Source organism: Leptothoe sp. ISB3NOV94-8A (assembly GCF_043421595.1).
Classification (GTDB): Bacteria; Cyanobacteriota; Cyanobacteriia; order Phormidesmidales; family Phormidesmidaceae; genus Leptothoe; species Leptothoe turfae.
This window is the reverse complement of record NZ_JAXSQW010000001.1, coordinates 988,368-1,006,894: the sequence shown is the minus strand read 5'-3', so window position 1 is coordinate 1,006,894 and position 18,527 is coordinate 988,368. Positions and strand designations below refer to the sequence as shown.

Annotated in this window: 13 protein-coding genes and 1 pseudogene; 8 read left to right on the top strand and 6 right to left on the bottom strand. The window is 47.3% G+C overall.

The features are described 5' to 3' along the window. Nucleotides 1-84: 84 nt before the first annotated feature. From SPB21_RS04410 to SPB21_RS04400, 3 genes are all read left to right on the top strand, one after another. Nucleotides 85-612, top strand: a complete 528-nt coding sequence (locus tag SPB21_RS04410; protein WP_499865690.1) for a GNAT family N-acetyltransferase — start codon at nt 85-87, stop codon at nt 610-612. Nucleotides 613-715: 103 nt separating this feature from the next. Further along, nucleotides 716-1,639 carry a helix-turn-helix domain-containing protein gene (locus SPB21_RS04405; RefSeq protein WP_499865689.1) on the top strand — a complete coding sequence of 308 codons (924 nt, stop codon included), beginning with the start codon at nt 716-718 and terminating at the stop codon, nt 1,637-1,639. Between the two features lie 373 nt (nt 1,640-2,012). Then, the gene (locus SPB21_RS04400; RefSeq protein ID WP_499057593.1) at nt 2,013-2,510 is read left to right on the top strand and encodes a YbhB/YbcL family Raf kinase inhibitor-like protein; all 498 of its coding nucleotides are present in this window, start codon (nt 2,013-2,015) and stop codon (nt 2,508-2,510) included. Between the two features lie 400 nt (nt 2,511-2,910). Here SPB21_RS04400 and SPB21_RS04395 read toward each other — a convergent pair whose 3' ends face one another. Next, entirely contained in the window at nt 2,911-3,108 is a 198-nt protein-coding gene (locus tag SPB21_RS04395) for a hypothetical protein (RefSeq protein ID WP_499057590.1), read from the bottom strand. Between the two features lie 180 nt (nt 3,109-3,288). Between SPB21_RS04395 and SPB21_RS04390 the strand changes: the two are divergent. Then, nucleotides 3,289-3,436, top strand: a pseudogene (locus tag SPB21_RS04390) (transposase); the annotation flags it as partial. Between the two features lie 216 nt (nt 3,437-3,652). Here SPB21_RS04390 and SPB21_RS04385 read toward each other — a convergent pair. After that, nucleotides 3,653-4,573 (bottom strand): ankyrin repeat domain-containing protein, encoded by a 921-nt coding sequence (locus SPB21_RS04385; RefSeq protein ID WP_499865688.1) that lies wholly within the window; start codon nt 4,571-4,573, stop codon nt 3,653-3,655. 758 nt (nt 4,574-5,331) lie between these two features. Here SPB21_RS04385 and SPB21_RS04380 point away from each other — a divergent pair. Next, entirely contained in the window at nt 5,332-5,946 is a 615-nt protein-coding gene (locus SPB21_RS04380; protein ID WP_499057584.1) for a hypothetical protein, read from the top strand. A 56-nt stretch (nt 5,947-6,002) separates the two neighbouring features. Here SPB21_RS04380 and SPB21_RS04375 read toward each other — a convergent pair whose 3' ends face one another. Then, nucleotides 6,003-6,548, bottom strand: coding sequence for a hypothetical protein (locus SPB21_RS04375; RefSeq protein WP_163698644.1), 546 nt, complete (start codon nt 6,546-6,548; stop codon nt 6,003-6,005). 389 nt (nt 6,549-6,937) lie between these two features. On the opposite strand from SPB21_RS04375, the gene SPB21_RS04370 reads away from it, so the two are divergent. Then, nucleotides 6,938-8,119: an MFS transporter gene (locus SPB21_RS04370; protein WP_499865686.1), complete on the top strand. Its 1,182-nt coding sequence runs from the start codon at nt 6,938-6,940 to the stop codon at nt 8,117-8,119. A gap of 147 nt (nt 8,120-8,266) precedes the next feature. Here SPB21_RS04370 and mfd read toward each other — a convergent pair whose 3' ends face one another. Next, complete coding sequence (gene mfd, locus SPB21_RS04365; protein WP_163698640.1) at nt 8,267-11,773, bottom strand: transcription-repair coupling factor; 3,507 nt, start codon at nt 11,771-11,773, stop codon at nt 8,267-8,269. A gap of 403 nt (nt 11,774-12,176) precedes the next feature. On the opposite strand from mfd, the gene SPB21_RS04360 reads away from it, so the two are divergent. Continuing rightward, nucleotides 12,177-14,357: an ATP-binding protein gene (locus tag SPB21_RS04360; RefSeq protein WP_499865685.1), complete on the top strand. Its 2,181-nt coding sequence runs from the start codon at nt 12,177-12,179 to the stop codon at nt 14,355-14,357. Between the two features lie 52 nt (nt 14,358-14,409). Here SPB21_RS04360 and SPB21_RS04355 read toward each other — a convergent pair whose 3' ends face one another. Continuing rightward, nucleotides 14,410-15,996 carry a glucose-6-phosphate isomerase gene (locus SPB21_RS04355; protein WP_163702561.1) on the bottom strand — a complete coding sequence of 529 codons (1,587 nt, stop codon included), beginning with the start codon at nt 15,994-15,996 and terminating at the stop codon, nt 14,410-14,412. 426 nt (nt 15,997-16,422) lie between these two features. Here SPB21_RS04355 and ccsB point away from each other — a divergent pair, with 426 nt between their 5' ends. Next, nucleotides 16,423-17,418, top strand: a complete 996-nt coding sequence (ccsB, locus tag SPB21_RS04350) for a c-type cytochrome biogenesis protein CcsB (RefSeq protein WP_163670705.1) — start codon at nt 16,423-16,425, stop codon at nt 17,416-17,418. Between the two features lie 89 nt (nt 17,419-17,507). On the opposite strand, the gene SPB21_RS04345 is transcribed toward ccsB, so the two are convergent. Then, on the bottom strand, nt 17,508-18,161 hold the full coding sequence (locus SPB21_RS04345; RefSeq protein ID WP_499865682.1) for an SDR family oxidoreductase: 654 nt from the start codon (nt 18,159-18,161) through the stop codon (nt 17,508-17,510). Nucleotides 18,162-18,527: the final 366 nt, after the last annotated feature.

Genomic DNA, 18,527 nt, shown 5'->3' with positions numbered 1-18,527 from the left:
GACCATGGCATGGTTAGATATGCCATGGTCGCCCATGCTAATGGGGGTAGAACGACTGCCGACTAGCCTGGTTCAAGGTGACCTATGCAACCCTTTCCAAAAACTCTCCCCGAGCTAAAGACTCGGCAGTTCAGGCTGCGTTCCATGTCGACTAATGACAAGGCCAGTCTATTTGCTATCTATGGCGATCCAGAGGTGATGCGGTTCGCAAGTGATGAGACATTCTCGACCCCAGCAACAGTTGACGAGATGCTCTCAAGTGTCAGCCAGCTCTTCCAAGAACAGACATCTATGGAATGGGGTATTGAGCGACGTACCGACCATACATTGATTGGCACCTGCGGTCTGCACTCCTTTGATCTGACAAACAACTCGGCAGAGGTGGGCTGCATGCTTACCAGGTCAGCCTGGGGACATGGGTATATGCAAGAAGCACTGCGCGCAGTTATCTGGTATGCATTTTGCGATCGCAAAATCACGCTCTTGCGAGCTGATATTGATACCCTCAACCACCGTTCTATTCGCTTGTTTAGCAAGCTGGGCTTTATCCATCAGGGAGGTACCATCTATGTTTGCAAACCTAAGTGCAAACCTGAGGGAGGCGATCTCTGATCCACACTAAGGATTTCTAGCAGATATGGCTTTGATGCCTGAGTAGGCCTGTAGAATATCAAAATTAAAGTGTTTCAATTATTTGTCAAAGCAGATGTCTCAGGTGTCAGACAAGAAGCTTAAAGAGAAATTTTGCCAGCAACTTTTGTTGACTGCTCAAGAATTAATTCCTAACACAGCGGTAAATAACACTACAGTTCAACCCTTAGCCACATTAACAAAGTTAGTAGTTCGCCATCGAGAGACGATACGCACTCTGAAAGTAACCTACCCCTCGCTTGTTATCATCCTATCAGGATCCAAAATCTTCTATATCAATGAACAACCATTGACATTTGAAGCGGGCGATTTATTTGTTATCCCTCCGCATATTACTTTCGATGTCATTAATCAGCCTCCAATCCAAGGCGAGTACATTGCTCTCATCCTGGAACTATCAAATAATTTACTGGAACGTGTTCGGAGGGCGTATCCAGAAATCATTGAATCTCAGCCAAACTCTCCCATCACTGAAGCACTCTCAACTGTAGATTTCAATATTGTGTTATCGCCATCCCTAGCAGATGCACTCATCCACTTAGTCAAAGGAACGTCCAATAGATATCATCAAATCCTTATGCTCAATGAGCATCGTCTTATAGAAGTAGTCTTGCTATTGCTACAAAGTAATGTTCGAACGCTGCTTTTAAAGTCCATTTATCCTGATTTTGCTACGCATCTTCGTTCGTTGATCAGTAACAATCTTGCAGATGATTGGTCCCTAGAACGATTGGCTCAAAGACTTGATATGAGTGTTTCTACCCTCAAGCGACGGCTGCAAAGCGCCAATTTAAGTTACCGTCAGCTGCTAGATGAAGAGCGCATGCACAAAGCCATGGAATTACTGGAACAAAGTCATCAGAGTGTTGCCCAAATTGCCCTGGCCTGCGGTTATAAGTCTCAATCTCGGTTTGCAGCCCGATTTCGTAAATACTATGACCTGAACCCATCGGATATTCGTTCTGGCAAAGCAAGTCATGTTCACTAATCTTAGGCCATTTGGCAGATTGAGCTTTTGAGGCGCAAAATTGAACTTCCCTGCATCGATCTCTACCTTTGATTGCCTTGATAATCAAAGCGTCTAATACAAAATCCAAACAACAACCCCGAGTCAAACTAGATACCCCGTAGGGGCTGCGCCATTTATTAATCCCGACTAAAGACAATCATCGTCGGGGCACTCCCTTGTGGAGGGCGGCTGAGCGCACCGTTGAAGCCTGCCCTGCAATATCAAGCGCTATCAGTCAGGATTTCATATTGGCCAGGATTTCGTGTAATTCCAAGAGGTATTTATTATGCTGAGAAAAACAACGTTATTTATGTTGGTTTTGTGTAGCGTGATTGTTTTTCAATCTGCTACCATGGCAAGTCCATTCTCTCTCACTAGCCCCCAGATAACCGAGAATGCCACATTACCCCAGTCCATGGTCTTCCAAGGCTTTAGTTGTGAAGGGGGCAATCAGTCGCCAGAACTAAGCTGGACTGGTGCACCGGCTGGGACCAAAAGCTATGTGATCACTATGTATGACCCTGATGCGCCCACAGGTGTGGGCTGGTGGCATTGGCTATTGTTTAACATTCCTGCTGACACGCATAGTCTGCCCCAGGATGCTGGCAACCCAGCGGCTAATTTGCTGCCCGTAGGTAGTCAACAGGGCTATACAGATTACGGTTCCAGTGAATATGGGGGTGCCTGCCCGCCCGTCGGTGATACGCCCCACCGATACCTTGTTACTGTCTATGCCCTGGATGTGGATTATTTGCCCACCGGTCCTGAAACGACTGGTGCTAAACTCGCTTTTTTGATGCGTGGTCATATTCTGGCAGAGGCTACAATTACTGGACGCTATGGGCGATAAATTGATTATCTTCAGCTCACACCGTTTAATCTCCTCAGGTTGACTGCCTGAAACATCTTAGGTCTCCCTATGATATCAAGTACGACACCGTGCCCAAGACCGTGATGCGTAAGTCCTGATAGCGTTTGCCATGTTGGGTCAGCCAACGTTTGGCAGCAGCGACCTCACAGTCTTGTTTATCATGGCCATCCTAAGGCACGACAAACTCAGAGACTAAAGGGAATCAAGTGCTCTCGCCCCGGGCACGCTAGCACCGGAGTAACGACACTATGGAAATATTGGAGCTTTCCGGATTTGAGTTTGCGATGGGAACATTACGGACATTGAATTTGGGTCGATCTAAAATACTCGGTCCCATCGATGGGCATGAGCAACTCATCTTTGAAGCTACGAAACGTCTTTAATTGGTCCGTTGCTTTGAGGAGTTGAGACCCGCATCGAACATGGCAAACAGATGATGGGGAGGAACCTCATCGAGCAATGAGCGAATTTGATTGTCGCTGGGCACCTCATGAGTGCCGAATAAATTCTCGACATTGCTTCGGCCTTTACGGTCTGCCATCGCCTTTTGATGGGCCAGAAACGATGGATCTTGCATAAAAAACGTAAAGATTCAGGGGGGTTAGTCTCCTTCAGGGATCAATGAAGGTACAGGAGAACCATGTCGAGAGGCTTTTAAGGCATCACTCAGAAAGTCAAAGATCGAACGTTGCTGAGCTGTAATAGTTAAGACTTTATCAGTCAAAAACTGATCCCAAAGTTGTGGGCGGGGGCTTGTGTGTTAATGGATAATTGTTCAGTGCATCTGGGTGAAACGGTTCGTGAATTGATTGAGGCTGCCGGAGCTAAATTAATTTACTTGCCTCCCTATTCACCAGATTTTTCACCGATTGAAAACTGCTGGTCTAAACTTAAGAGCCGCCTTAAATTCATCGGTACAAGAACCTATCCCGACTTGGCCAAAGCAATTGAAGAAGCCTTCTCAGAAGTCTCTCTTGACGATATTAGTCCTGGTTCACTCATTGCTGTTACTGTACCTCAGAAGATTAGAAACCGCTATAGCTGAGTTTCTCAAGCCTGACCTACTTACTTTTCATTTCATGCTCATTATGCTGTCAAAGAAAATAGGATTCTCTAAAACCCTATTCATTCTTGATAAGCAAATCTACTACCTCTAGGCTACTGTGTTCAATTGCAACTTCAAGAGGTGTTTTATCTTTGAAATTTTTGAGATTTATGTTTGCGCCATTCTCAATGAGAATGGCTGCTATTTCATGATGGTTGAAAATCGCTGCATTATGGAGAGGGGTATTTTCATTCCAATCTGCTAAATTTACATCTGCCCCAACGCTTATTAGAAAAATTGTCACATCTAGATGATTCCCTTCAACAGAGCGATGAAGTGCACTTGGAACATTTGAATTAGGCTCTTTGTTTACCTCAGCATCCTCATCAAACAAAAACTTCACAAGTTGTAAATTACCTCTAGATGCAGCATTCTCTAGTGCTCTAGATAAGTATGCGCTTTCAATATGCACATCCGCTTCAAATAGGATTCTAAAAATTTTTGAACCGTCATAGTATCCAGCATTAGCAATTAGTCCCCCATCAAACTCAAAAACAGCATTTTCACTCTTCAGAAACAAGCTCAACAGCCTAGGCCGATTGAGCACAATTGTTAGATTTAATGGTGATTCAGCAGCCTTGGAAATATTTATATTTGCTCCATTTTCTAGTAATAAATTTGTAATCTTCATATCCCCTTTTTGAACCGCCATATATAATGCTGTAGTCCCAATATCCTCAGACATAATTGGGAACGGTATAGCTTTTTTCTGAGCATCAATATCGACACCTAGATTAATCAGTTTAGAGACGATTTTATAGCTCCTCGTTTCTGCTGCACACATGATCAATGGTGTTCGGCCAAGATATGCGGAAGGGTTACCACCTGTGGTCAAGTAAGTATTGAGAACTTTGATATTTTCGCAAGCCCTTTGAGGTGGGCCAATACCTACCCAACTTACCCCCCCCCATCGAAACCGATAACCGATAAGGGTCATTGTGATGAATAATAAACACCCCCCAATCAAACATGCTCTCTGCATCTTTTGAGCCTTAAAAATGAGTCTCTAAATTGATTCGAACGATTATTTCAGATGTCAGTTAAGTTAACCATTATTCCTAGCAATTGATTGACTGAATATCCAATAGTTCTGATAAACGGAAATGTGGGCTAGGACTGAACTCGGAAGCCAGAAGTCGGCAGTCGGAAAGGGAAGGCATTGCGTAGGGCTTTGCTCTTCTCGCAGAGTCCTCCTACTTCCGAACTTCGAACTCTAACTTCCTGGGGAAATCGTCCCGCTTTGCGTTGGTAACCTTGATGACGTCTTTGTCCAAACTGTATTGAGTGAGGAAATCGATCCAGGCTATGGAGTTTGATCTTTCAGAAGTTGATTACGAGAACAAGTAACATTGAATAAGAGCGGATTAGGGGACCTGCAACAAGGCCAATTTCTTTTCAACAGAATGAAGCATATGTAAACTCAGCCTCTGATACTGACTTAGTCGAAAGGATTTTGCAGGATCATATTCGGCAGGTTGAAAACCGACAGCAAAGACTCATCGAACAAGCAAATAGATTGTGTCCAGGCGGCTATTGCTCACAGGATGTTGATATTGAAAAAGCGATTATGGATGTTTATGGTTCAACTGGATGCCCAAATGTAGCTACACTAGAGACCTATGTGAGTGATTAAGTAGCCTAATGCGTGGCAAGAAAATTCTAGGTAGATACGTTTCGGATTTTGAGTCAACGCCTATGCCTGATAGAAAAGGATTAGGTGCACTTAACTCCAATGACCACTTAATATTGGTGAAAGCTAATATCGATGAGGTTGGCTTTGCTCTAAAGAAAATAAGAAATTGTGGACTTCATCAGCAGAATGTTTATGGAAAAGATATAACGTTAGGAAATCGAGCATGCTGTTACAGCATACAATTAACTGGTCATGGTTGGTCCGCTCTACAGTATATAAAGGTTGCTCCTGTTCTTGCAATTTTTAATAGAGAGGATGCGCAGGCAATTTCCAGATTTTTGAGCTCGGAAGCAGTTTTCTTCGAGTTCAGTGACACTGGTACCTATTTAAATTATTTTTACTACAGGTTAGGTGCGCTTTTGGAAAGATTGGAGTATGTTGAGATATCCAACAAAGCTTATTACGAATTTTATTCTGAATATCGCTCTTTGGGTTTCGATGTAACACGCGATGATGCTTTTCTTGTTGCGAATGATTTCTTTTACAATAAGGGGATTTATCCTATCGAGATTACTTGGAAGGGTATTGGTCCGTTTGTGGCAGGAGACAATGTTTTATTCGAATTTACGCGACTGGACATAAAGGATGTTGTGCAAGCTGACTACTTTGAAATTTAACAGAGAGTATCGTTTGTAATAGCACTACCCAAAGCAGGCATGGCTCAACAATATAACTAGGAGCGAAATATAATTCTGAAAATACCTACAAAATCATCAACATTTAAGCGCTCATCTACAATCGTAGCAACGTTATTATGTCGAGCCTGCCTAGACCAACAAGCATAAAAAGCGCTGATTTGTTGATCTTTTAAGAAGATGTCTGCAGTTGACCAATCACCTTCATACTCATCTTCTAAATCATCGGAAGGATAACTGAAATGGCTTATGATTCCTGCTGATGTGTAATGCGTGTAGCGGATAGAATCTTCTGTATCACACACCGTAAGGAAAACCACTTCACAATTGAGGCTGGAGACTATACCTTTAATAAAGTCAAACTTCGGCCTACAGGCCAAGAATTCAACATTAATCCACTCATTACCCTTGAATTGATATAGTAAAGCGCTTTGACAATTATTGACCGATACAGTTTTGCTATACACATTACTATCAATGTATATGTCTGCCACCTCTTGAAGATTATCTATAACCCTCAAGAGATGTTCTTTCAAAAAATGAAGCGTCAGGGATGCATTCGTATCAGGCAATCCGTAGTGCACTTCAGAGAACTTCCTAAGTCTTCAAAAAGATGAATGAACATTAGTTGATTGGTACAACCTCAGCGAAGCAAGCTGGATTAACCACACAGCCTTGGATATAGCATGACATTTTGACCTATCCCATTTTTTATTGAGGCAAGATCGGATTTCCGCCCTACTCGTACTACATGAAATCAGTATACTTGTGCCCATAGTGCATTGAAAAACTTACAATGAGATTCCCACCCTGGTAACTTTCTAAAACTCGATCGCAGCAGCATACCTTATCTGTCCCATGGTCACAGGTAAGATATCGTTTCTGTTCGTGGATTCCTCCGCTTGGTCCAGCTGGACAAGAAATTTGAACATTACGTTTGTCATCAAATTTTTCAGGACAGGAGAATTTCACAATGCGATTGACGGGTAAACACAAAACCCTCAAGACGGTGATGAGTTTAACTATCATCTTCTTGATCATTGAACTATTGGACGAGTTAGTTGGGGGTGTTTTAGATCCGGCTTGGCCCCTAATTCGTCAGGATTTAAACCTGTCGTACGGGCAGGTTGGTTTACTGTTGGCCACGCCCAGTACCATCAGTCAGATAATCGAGCCAATTTTTGGCATCTGGGCTGATATGGGACATCGACGGCGATTGATTATAGGTGGAGGCATGGGATTTGCGATCGCGCTCTTCCTACTCTCCTTTAGCCAAGACTTTACCGGATTTACGCTCGGGCTCATGCTGTTAGGTCCTGCATCTGGCAGCTTTGTCAACATTGCCCAAGCCACCCTGATGGATCTTGAGCCCACACGCCATGAACAAAACATGGCACGTTGGACCCTGGCCGGTTCCTTGGGTAATGTGATGGGACCTTTGATTCTGGCCGTTGCGATCGCGCTCAACCAAGGCTGGCGAGGGGCACTGTTTATTTTGGCCGTTCTTAGCGGGTTAATGGCAGTGCTGCTATGGCGATCGCCCAACCTGTTTAAACTCACATCGTCCCCCGAAGCTCGGAAAGTCCATAGTCTTAACCATGGATTCCGCAATGCGATATCCGCCTTAAAACGTCCCAATATCGTACGGTGGCTGACATTACTACAGTTCTCCGATTTGATGTTGGATGTATTCCGTGGCTTTGTTGCACTGTACTTTGTTGACGTAGTGAATACTAATGCAACCCAGGCCAGTTTTGCAATGGCCATTTGGTTGGGCTTTGGTCTCCTAGGAGATTTTCTTCTGATTCCTTTACTCGAAAGAGTGAGAGGCCTAACGTACCTCAAAGTCAGTGTGATTTTAGTGCTATGTCTTTATCCTGCTTTTTTGTTGGTTCCTTCCCTCACCACCAAGTACATCGTTTTGGGGTGTCTTGGTTTCCTCAACGCCGGATGGTACTCGATTCTACAAGGACAGCTCTACACCGCCATGCTAGGACAGAGCGGTTCGGTCATTACCCTCAGCAACCTATTTGGCCTCATCGGTAGTTTAGCGCCCTTATTAATCGGTGTTGCCGCTCTCTACATTGGATTAGGAAACGCCATGTGGATATTAATCGCCGCCCCGATTGCTTTGCTGATTGGCTTGTTGCGATAGGGTAGTTTTCTACAACTCCCATGGATGCACATCTGGAAAATAGCGATTATCGTAGGGCAATCCCTTGTGGTTGCCCCTACGGGATTGCTGATGTTTAATCGGATTTACTGAACGCGGATTGGGTATAAGCAGGATTTTGACCAAAGACTACACATCACTTCCCGCTAAGGCAGGCTCATTTAATGCCCCACGCATATACCCCAACCACTCAATCAAGTTCTCCAGCTGCTTGTCCGGTTTCATCACACCGAGACCACGCACCGTTACTTTACCCGACCCATAGATAAACCGTGATTTCAAATGACCCGGTACCTTCTCATGCAGCAGCTTCCAGGCTGGCGCTTCCATGGGTGTCTCCATCACCACATGCTGCTTGCCCTCCGGCTTAATTTTCGCAAAGCCCAAGGGTTTGGCAATCTGCTTCAGCTCTAACATTTTCACTAGCTGTTCCACTGCCGGTGGAATGGTCCCAAACCGATCGTTCAGGTCCGTCACAATTTGCATCAGCTCACGCTTCGTATCTGCAGCCACCAGTGAGCGGTAGACGCTCATCTTTTGATCGGTATCGCCAATGTAGTTGTTGGGAATAAATGCCGTCAGTTTCAGATCTACCTGAGTCTCGTCCACCTGAGGAATCTCCTGACCACGAATCTCGGCAATTGCCTCCTGTAGCATGTCCATGTACAGGTCAAAACCAATCACCTCCATCTGACCAGACTGTTGCACCCCTAGCAGGTTACCAATGCCGCGAATTTCCATATCCCGCATGGCTAGCTGATAGCCCGAACCCAGCTGGGTAAACTCTTGAATTGCCCGCAGCCGCTTGCGTGCCTTATCTGAAAGTTTGTCTTGCCTTGGGAAAAACAACCAGGCATGGGCCTGAATGCCAGAACGCCCCACCCGCCCCCGCAACTGGTAAAGCTGGGATAAACCAAATTTTTGGGAGTCTTCGATCAGGATCGTATTCACCCGAGGAATATCCAGACCCGATTCAATAATGGTGGTACACACCATCAAGTCTGCTTCACCATTGCTAAAGGCCAGCATAGTGGCTTCCAGCTCGCCCTCTGGCATCTGACCATGGGCAACCGCCAACCGAATAGATGGAATCATCTCGCGAATGCGAGCAGCAATCTCTTCAATCCCTTCCACCCGTGGCACCACATAGAATACCTGTCCGCCCCGATCTAACTCTTGGCGAATGGCAGCCCGCACCTTCTCCATATCGTGGGGAGCCAGGTGGGTCATAATCGGTCGTCGGGATGGAGGTGGCGTTGTAATCAAGCTCATCTCCCGCACACCTGAGAGCGACATGTAAAGCGTACGGGGAATCGGGGTGGCACTCAGGGTCAGCACATCCACCTGGGTTTTCATGGCTTTGATTTTCTCTTTTTGGTTCACCCCAAACCGCTGTTCTTCATCGACCACCAGTAGTCCCAAATCTTTGAATTTAACGGCTTTTCCTAACAGCTGATGGGTACCCACAACAACATCTAGCTCGCCTGTCGCTAACCGCTGAATAATATCTTTTCTCTCACTGGCAGTGCGGAAGCGGTTTAACAACCCCACCTGGATAGGATAGGGGGCATATCTCTCTTTGATGGTGTGGTAATGCTGCTGGGTGAGAATTGTTGTGGGAGCTAGCATTGCCACCTGCTTACCAGCGATTACGGCCTTAAAGATCGACCGAATAGCCACTTCGGTTTTACCAAAGCCCACATCGCCACAGACCAGTCGATCCATGGGGCGAGGGCTTTCCATATCCCGTTTCACATCCTGCGTGGCCTTCAGCTGATCGGGGGTGGGTTGATAGGGAAAAGAATCCTCCAATTCCTGTTGCCAGGGCATATCCACTGGATAGGTAAAGCCTTCCAGTTCAGAGCGCTGGGCATAGAGCTTGAGCAGATCCACTGCAACCTTTTGGATGGCTTTTTTGGCACGGGTCTTTGTTTTTTCCCAGGCCTTGCCAGTCATTTTGTTCAGCGCAGGCCGTTTCTCCGCTGACGCTCGAAATCTCGACAGCGAGCCCATTTGGTCCGCAGCCACCCTGAGCAAACCGTCGGCATATTTGATCACCAGGTACTCTCGTGTTTCCGCATCAATGGTGAGACTTTCTAGCTTGAGAAACTGGCCGATACCATGGTTACGGTGTACTACATAGTCGTTGGGTCGGAGCTTATTAGGGTCGACTTTCTTAGAGGCCGCCCGGCGACGTTTGCGCACATAGCTGGGGGTGGCCAGGGTGTGTTGACCAAAGAACTCCCGATCGGTGACGATGCCAATGCGAAAGGTGGGCAGGATAAAGCCTTCCAGTTCTGCCAGGCCAGAATACTTGACGCCAACGGGCACATATTGACCATGGAGTTTTTCAATGGCAGGGTAGTCTTTGGGATTGGGGATAAACTGGGCAGGACAGTCATGCTCTTGAAGTAGGGCCACTGAGCGGGTGGGCTGGGCAGAGATGAGCCAGATTTGATGTTTGCGATCGCACTCCCCTCGCACCGTTTCCGCCAGCTTGCCAAACTGATGGGGAATGGCCGGTACCGGACGGCTAGATAGGTTGAGTCCTTCCCCCTCCTCAGCAATCTCCGACATCAGGAGCTGGGAAAACAGAGACAGATCGTCCAACGCCTCATCAAAGGAGCGATGCAGACGCGGAACCTGATCCCCCGGCAGCTGAATCTCGTCACTACTGCCCAGGGTTTCATTGACCTCATGCCAATAGTCATCCACCTGCTCATACCAACGACCACTGTGGGCTCGACATTGATCAGGCTCATCAAGGGTAATCAGCGTATCCTCTGGCAAATACTCCAGCAACGATGCCGGTTGATCAAACGCAATCCCCAAAAATCGTCGCAGACCTTCTACCCGCTGACCACTTTCATACCCTTCCCTAACCTCCAACGGCATCAGGTCCATGAGCACGCCTTTCTGATCTAACTTGGAGGCAATCAGCGGACTGAAGTCCGTTGCCGTCAGCAATAGGGTGGAAACTTTATCCAACGACCGCTGGTTTGCCGGATCAAATTCCCGCAGCCGCTCTAACTCATCGCCAAACAGCTCCAACCGCACCGGCAGTTCCGCCGACACTGGAAACACATCAATAATGTCCCCCCGCTGACTCCACTGTCCTTCTGTTTCCACCGTCGGTACCTTTTCATATCCCAGGGTAGCCAACGTCCGTGACAGCTCCTTCAGGTTTAGCTCCATGCCCTGCTCTAACTGCAAACAGTAGGGCTTAAAGGATTCCACAGGGGGCAAGTGTGGCTGCAACGCTCGCTCCGTTGCCACAATGACGCTGGGCTTGTCAGATTCCTTAAGCAGATCCGCCAGCACCTGTAGCTGTCCCCAGGTCATCTCCGACTCTTGGTCAAACGGATCGTAGGGCGAGGCCTCTGATGTCGGATACAGGGATACCCTGGGCCAGCCCATGGCGTCTAGCTGCGCGGCCCAACGCCCCGCTTCCTCTAGCGTTGCTGTTATCACCAGCAGGGGACAGGCCTGGGCCTGGGCCAAGGCTGAGGCCACCAGCCCTTTGGGTAAACGGGGTAACCCATTGAGTACTAGCTGCTGCTGTTTATCTAGCTTTATAAGTAATTCTTGAGCTAAAGCAGCCTTACTAAGGGCACGAACAACAGACGAAAAAGCCATGAAAGCAGTGGAAATGGGTTACAGCATCTATAGATTGTAAAACCTGATTTGCGGAACAGGATTGTCAATGCAGCACAGGATTGCTAATTCTAAATCAGAACACAGTACTGCCCATGGTTAACGCCATATCCCCAGGGATTATCGCAATGTTTCCTAAATTTTGGCCATTTCTGAGGTGACGTTGGGATTAAAGGGAGAATTCTGGCAACATTCAGACATTTATCAGACATTTAGCTGATGTAGATATGGCATAACTAGCCGTATCTTAGAATGTCTAACCATCTATCATATAAATTCCCCATAGGGACAAAGCATTGCCCCAGGGATTAAAGCAGGGAAACTTACCGATAGCTCAAGGGTGCATCCAGTCAGTTGATACGGTTTGGTTGGATCAGTACAACCCATGCCATCTTTCAAACGTTACAGTTATTTTTTAACCGGAACATTTTTAATTGTTCTGCTTATTTCCCTAAGTTTTTTAGGGTTACAGTGGCATGCTGTCTATACCCATGAGCAGATTGTCATTCAAAATAAGTTCTTTGAAAATGCCGTTCACCTGGACGGCATTGTTAAATCGGTTACTAATCAATTGCATATTCTGCAAGTAACCGCCGAAGAGGATCTCAAATTGTCCATTAAAGATCCAACCACGTCACCTCTTCGCAAACAGGTGATCCAGACAAGAGACTCCCGCTACAAATTATTTCCGCAAATCGGTGAATCCCGGGATACCTTCGGCAATATACAAGGAATAGGGGCGCTGTCCCATCAGTCTAATGAGTTTGAACGTGAGTTCAACATGACGCTGCGGCTGATGCCGATCTTTCGAGGCATCAAGGAAAATTTTCAGGAAGTGACCTGGGTTTATTACATCTCAGCCCAGGGGTTTATCAATCTGTATCCCTATAGTGAAGAGATTGAATTTGATCAGGCCATGTTAAAAATGGCATTTTTTGCCCAAGGGCTGCCTGACCATAATCCCCAACGACAAACATCATGGACAGATGCCTACCTTGATTTAGCAGGACAAGGGATGATGGTCACCGCTAATGCACCGATTTACGAGCAAGATCGGTTTCGTGGCACAGTTGCCATTGACATCACCCTTGAGCGTCTTAATCAGGCCATTCAAAATTTTGATTATGCCAAAGGAACACTATTGATTTCAGGGGCTAATCAACAGTTATTGGCCTATCCTGGTCTGAAAACCACCAGTGCTTCCGAAATTCAGACCCTTGATACGGTCTTACCGGACGCTCTCAAAGCTGAAACAAATTTGATTTTATCTAGCCCTAATAATCACGTGCAGGCTATTGGGTCGTTTTTAGTGATTCACCGCAGGATAGCCGATACTCCCTGGGATTTAATTTTCTTTATTCCGAAAAGCGCTATCTATTATGCAGCCGTGACCAATGGTCTCCTAGCATCCATGATTCCACTGATTGGTCTAGGGCTCTGTTTATGGGCAACGAGTCGCATCTTAACCGATAGCTTTATTCAACCCGCCTGCCAGCTAGTAGATCATATTGAGCATGAAAAACAGGCGATCTCGACAGATCTTCCTGACACCCTGCCCGATATTTGGGTGCCTTGGTTTAAAACTATCTCCCGTGCCTTTAGAGAAAATCGAAACCTGTTAGGAGCACTCGAAGTCCAGCTAGACAATTTAAAGAAAACCCAGCTTCAGCTGGTACACAGTGAAAAAATGTCCGCACTAGGGAACTTAGTCGCAGGTGTGGCGCATGAAATCAATAATCCCCTCGGCTTTGTAAGAGGAAATGTGGCTGAGTTACAACTATCCCTCAAGGATATTACTGCCTATATCCAGCTATGGGAACGAACGTTTCCATCCCCGGGAGAAGAGCTCAGAACCGCCCGTGAGCAGCTGGATATTGAGTTTTTGTTAGAAGACTTGCCCCATATGCTGGCTTCGATGAATGCGGGGTGCGATCGCATTCGCAATATCAGCAATAGTCTGCGATTATTTGCCCGCGCTGACCATGACCAAAAACTCAAGGCCAATGTCCACGAAGGCATTGACAGTACCCTACTGATTTTGAAATATCGACTCCAAGCCAACCAGTACCGTCCTGAAATCCAAATTATCCGTGACTATGCCCAACTACCAGACATCATGTGTTTTCCAGGGCAACTGAGTCAGGTGTTTATGAATATCTTGGCCAATGCCATTGATATGTTCGATGAACTCGCCGAAGAAACATCATTTACCGAGCTAGAGACCACACCTCAACAGATCACCATCTCCACCCAACTCACCCCCTTGCGGCAGGTGGAAATTCGCATTCGGGATAATGGCAAAGGAATTCCCACGGATCTATGGGCCAAAATTTTTGACCGTAAGTTTACAACTAAGACCGTCGGCAAAGGTACAGGATTAGGGCTGGCGATCGCCCACCAAGTTGTCACCGAAAAACATGGTGGTCGCCTGGACGTGTATTCTCAGCTAGATCAAGGCACCGAATTTTCAATCCTGTTACCGATTGAAACCAGCGACAGGTCAACGGATGACCAGACCGATGAGCCCAAGCAAGTCAGCATAAGCACGGCCAGCACAGGTCATTAACCGCTGCCGCTGGCCATGCCTCAAACGGATAGCTCACCCAAATTAGAGCTCGCTAGCGAGCCATCACCCGCATCGTGCCAGGATTGCCCGCATTGCCATCAATGGCCACCATGCGACCATTGGCATCCAGATGTCTGATAATTTTATAGATATCCTCAATGGCATCTGGGCGGCCCACCTTATCAGCCACCTCAGCCAGGGTCAGAGAACCGCCGGTTTTACTCAGCACGTCCACCACCATGTTCTGTAGATTGAGAATACTAGCCGCCGCTTTTTTACCCGCTTCTACACCTGGCTGATGATAGGCATTGATATTGACCACTGCGGCATACAAACTCACGGCCCGCTCATATAGGGCAATCAGCGAACCCACAATCACAGGTGTCACCTCAGGAATGGTGATTGTAATGGACTGACGCTTATTTTCAAACAAGGCTTTGCGAGTCCCTTGCAAAAAGCCTGAGAGATAATCACCAGCGGTCACACCTGGGTCAATTTCCGTCGAACTCCCCTCGCGATCCGTCAGCACCTCAATCAGCGTCACGAAGAAATTATTCACCCCTTCCCGCAGCTGCTGCACATAGGCGTGCTGGTCAGTGGAGCCCTTATTGCCATAGACCGCAATCCCCTGGAACACCTTATTGCCGTCTAGATCTGTTTCCTTACCCAAGGATTCCATAATCAGCTGCTGTAGATAGCGGCTGAACAGCAGCAGGCTGTCCTTGTAGGGCAAAATCACCATATCTTTCTCACCCTTACCATTACCTGCGTGGTACCAGGCCAGAGCCATCAATGCGGCTGGGTTGCTTTTGAGATCAGGGATTCGCGTTGCCGCATCCATCTGTTTAGCACCCGCCAGAATGGCACGAATATCGATGCCCTGGAGCGCAGCCGGTAGCAGCCCCACTGACGATAGCTCCGAGGTCCGTCCGCCCACCCAATCCTGCATCGGGAAAGTGGCTAACCAATTGTCAGCCTGAGCAACTTTATCGAGCTTGCTGCCCCGACCAGTGGTGGCTATTGCATACTTCGAAAAGTCCAGCCCCCGCCGTTCATAGGCGGCCTTGACTTCTAACATGCCATTGCGGGTTTCTGGGGTGCCGCCAGATTTAGAAATGACAAGCACCAGGGTGGTTTTTAGCCGATCCCCTAACCTGGCCAGGGTCTTATCGATACCCGCTGGATCGGTATTATCAATGAAATTAATTTGCAACGGCGGATTGACTGCCCCCAGGGCCTCAGCCACAAATTCTGGCCCCAAGGCTGAGCCGCCAATACCGATGGACAGGATATCGGTAAAGCGCTCTTCACCCGGCGGCGTAATCGTTGCCGTATGAATTTGCTGAGTAAAATTTTCTATATCGCGCAGGGTATTAACTATTTCGCTACGCAGGTCTTCATTCGGAGCAAGATCGGGATCCCGTAGCCAGTAGTGACCCACCATCCGATTTTCGTCGGGGTTTGCGATCGCACCCTTTTCCAATGCATCTATCGCTTCAAACGCCTTTGCAAACCGAGGTGTCATCTCAGCTACAAAGGCATCATCAAACGTTACACGACTGACATCCAAGTAAAATCCTAGCTCCTCGTTGTAATAAAGCCAGTCTTGATATCGTTGCCACAACGCAGTCGCATCCATAGTTACCTCTCGAGGGCTGCTAATTTTTTGTCACTAAACTATATTCACATCCAGCGTTGACAGTTTTCGTAGTAGAAAACTCAGAGTTTATGCCTTGAATGTGTTTGGGGCATAGGGCAAAAATCCTGAGTCACCTGGACATTTACATCTGCCAGAGTCGACTGAAACGCATTGTATAAGGGATGCGTCTGAATCTAACCCACAGAACCTATGCCATCTATGCCATCCATGTACCGACTGCCAGTGTAGTGAGCATTTATCCGGAAGACCCCAAAATTCTTGAAGGATTTCACGATTCGTCGAGGAGCTCGTCAAACAGACAACCGCTAAGGGTTCTCTGGCTCCTCATTTCTCTAGTAAAATTGTAATGGCCGTCACACAAGCGGCCAGTACACATCAAATCGCAGGGCTTCACATTACTTCCTAATGGATTTAGTTACCCTTCAAGGACTGCTTGACAACGCTTCTTTTGCCGTCCTATTTCTGACGATGCTTCTCTACTGGAGCAGCCTTGCCTTTCCTGGAATTAACTGGCTTAAAATCCTGGGCACCACTGGCATGGCCATTGCCAATCTCTGCATTGCCGCTTTATTGGTAGCCCGATGGATTGAAGGCGGTTATTTTCCCCTTAGTAATCTCTACGAGTCTCTTTTCTTTATTGCCTGGGGGATTACGGCCATCCATTTTGTTGCGGAGCGCATGGGTAATAGCCTTTGGGTCGGTGCTATGACCGCACCGGCTGCTATGGGGATCACTGCATTTGCCACCATTTCTCTCCCCAGCAACATGCAGGTCTCAGAGCCTCTGGTACCTGCCCTCAAGTCCAACTGGCTGATGATGCATGTCAGTGTCATGCTACTGAGCTATGCGGCCTTAATGGTCGGGTCATTGGTTGCGATCGCATTCCTTGTTATCACCCGTGGCCAGGCGGTTGAACTGAAAGGGAGCTCCGTGGGCACAGGGGGATTTCGCGATCGTAAATACATCCTCAATCGGGCTGCAGAACAGAAAGCCAAGGAAGCTGCGATGGCTACCGCTAGTGCAGGCGGCGGTACTGCCGTGCTAGAAAAACCAGCAAAGACGGCCCTGTCCATACAGCGTCTCACCCTGGCAGATACTCTAGACAACATTAGCTATCGCATTATTGGTCTTGGGTTTCCCCTACTTACCATTGGCATCATCTCCGGCGGTGTCTGGGCCAATGAAGCCTGGGGCTCTTACTGGAGCTGGGATCCCAAGGAAACTTGGGCCCTAATTACCTGGCTAGTGTTTGCGGCATACCTGCACTCACGCATCACCAAAGGTTGGCAAGGCCGTAAGCCTGCATTTATTGCGGCATCTGGTTTTGTGGTGGTTTGGGTATGCTATCTAGGCGTGAATTTGCTGGGTAAAGGGCTACACAGCTACGGTTGGTTTTTCTAGTGTAGGACCGGTGAATAGTTGACCCTGGAGGGGGGAATTGCCCCCCTCCAATTTTTTACACAAAAATTGGGACGCCATCCCATGGGGAATTATCGGACCCCGGCAAACAACGCCCCAAATGGCTGCGCCTGCGCCTCAGAATTCATCACAATCTCGACAATCTTATTCTCAGATTCTGGTTCGCTCAGAGCGGCAATACACACCTGCGCTACCTTTTCTCGGGCGATCCCACCCTCAAACAGGGTATCTGCCGACGCCATTAAAATCGGGTCTCCACTGTCCTCATTACGCAGTCCCCCAGGCCGCACAATTGTGTAGGTCAAGCCACTATTGGCAATATAATTCTCCGCCTGCTTTTTCCAATAAAGCACTAGCCAAAACAGGTTAAGCGGATGGAAGAACTTAGATACACAGAGTGAAGAAACAATCACAAAGCGCTTGACACCGGCTAATTTAGCCGCATCAACCAGATTTTTAGTGCCTACAAAATCCACCTGGTAGGGGCCGGTCATATCAAAACTTGGGGCAGCCCCCGTTGCGCAGATAATGGCATCGCAACCTGCGATCGCAACAGCCAACGTTTCAGGCTTAAGCACGTCCCCGACAACGACTTCCACAGCCTCTGAAAAATCAGCCTTGGAACGATCTCGCACCATTGCCCTCACAGCCACATCTGAACCACTCAGTTGATTCGTAATTCGTCGCCCAGTTTGTCCCGTCGCTCCAACAACCAATACTTTCATTTTCATACCTGTAGTTACGCCCCAACCCCTCTCAACGTAGCAAACTGTAACGTTGGCTGCACCTTAGATACCTCAGCTCTGTTATTACTGACAAAGCCCTGCGAACACCTTGGAACATTAAGCAATTCACACCAGACTCACACTTGATGTTCGTATCTTTGAATTTCATTAAGCCTCTATCGAAAAAATTGTGGTCCTAAAAAAATCGACTAAACTTAACGAATAACAATAAAGTTTAAATGGGGGAGCTATGGCTGATAACAGCAGGGTTTGCCCGTAAGTCCATATCCGTGGTTTAACGATGGTTACTTATTTTTTTAACTCAGTAACCTGGGGGTATAACGGTAAATCAATTATCCCGACAAT

Excerpts from the sequence above, each read along its gene's own strand:
- SPB21_RS04410 (WP_499865690.1), top strand. The coding sequence starts at position 85 with ATGCAACCCTTTCCAAAAACTCTCCCCGAGCTAAAGACTCGGCAGTTC.
- SPB21_RS04400 (WP_499057593.1), top strand. The coding sequence starts at position 2,013 with ATGGCAAGTCCATTCTCTCTCACTAGCCCCCAGATAACCGAGAATGCC.
- SPB21_RS04395 (WP_499057590.1), bottom strand. The coding sequence starts at position 3,108 with ATGCAAGATCCATCGTTTCTGGCCCATCAAAAGGCGATGGCAGACCGT.
- SPB21_RS04385 (WP_499865688.1), bottom strand. The coding sequence starts at position 4,573 with ATGACCCTTATCGGTTATCGGTTTCGATGGGGGGGGGTAAGTTGGGTA.
- SPB21_RS04380 (WP_499057584.1), top strand. The coding sequence starts at position 5,332 with ATGCCTGATAGAAAAGGATTAGGTGCACTTAACTCCAATGACCACTTA.
- SPB21_RS04370 (WP_499865686.1), top strand. The coding sequence starts at position 6,938 with ATGCGATTGACGGGTAAACACAAAACCCTCAAGACGGTGATGAGTTTA.
- mfd (WP_163698640.1), bottom strand. The coding sequence starts at position 11,773 with ATGGCTTTTTCGTCTGTTGTTCGTGCCCTTAGTAAGGCTGCTTTAGCT.
- SPB21_RS04360 (WP_499865685.1), top strand. The coding sequence starts at position 12,177 with ATGCCATCTTTCAAACGTTACAGTTATTTTTTAACCGGAACATTTTTA.
- SPB21_RS04355 (WP_163702561.1), bottom strand. The coding sequence starts at position 15,996 with ATGGATGCGACTGCGTTGTGGCAACGATATCAAGACTGGCTTTATTAC.
- ccsB (WP_163670705.1), top strand. The coding sequence starts at position 16,423 with ATGGATTTAGTTACCCTTCAAGGACTGCTTGACAACGCTTCTTTTGCC.
- SPB21_RS04345 (WP_499865682.1), bottom strand. The coding sequence starts at position 18,161 with ATGAAAGTATTGGTTGTTGGAGCGACGGGACAAACTGGGCGACGAATT.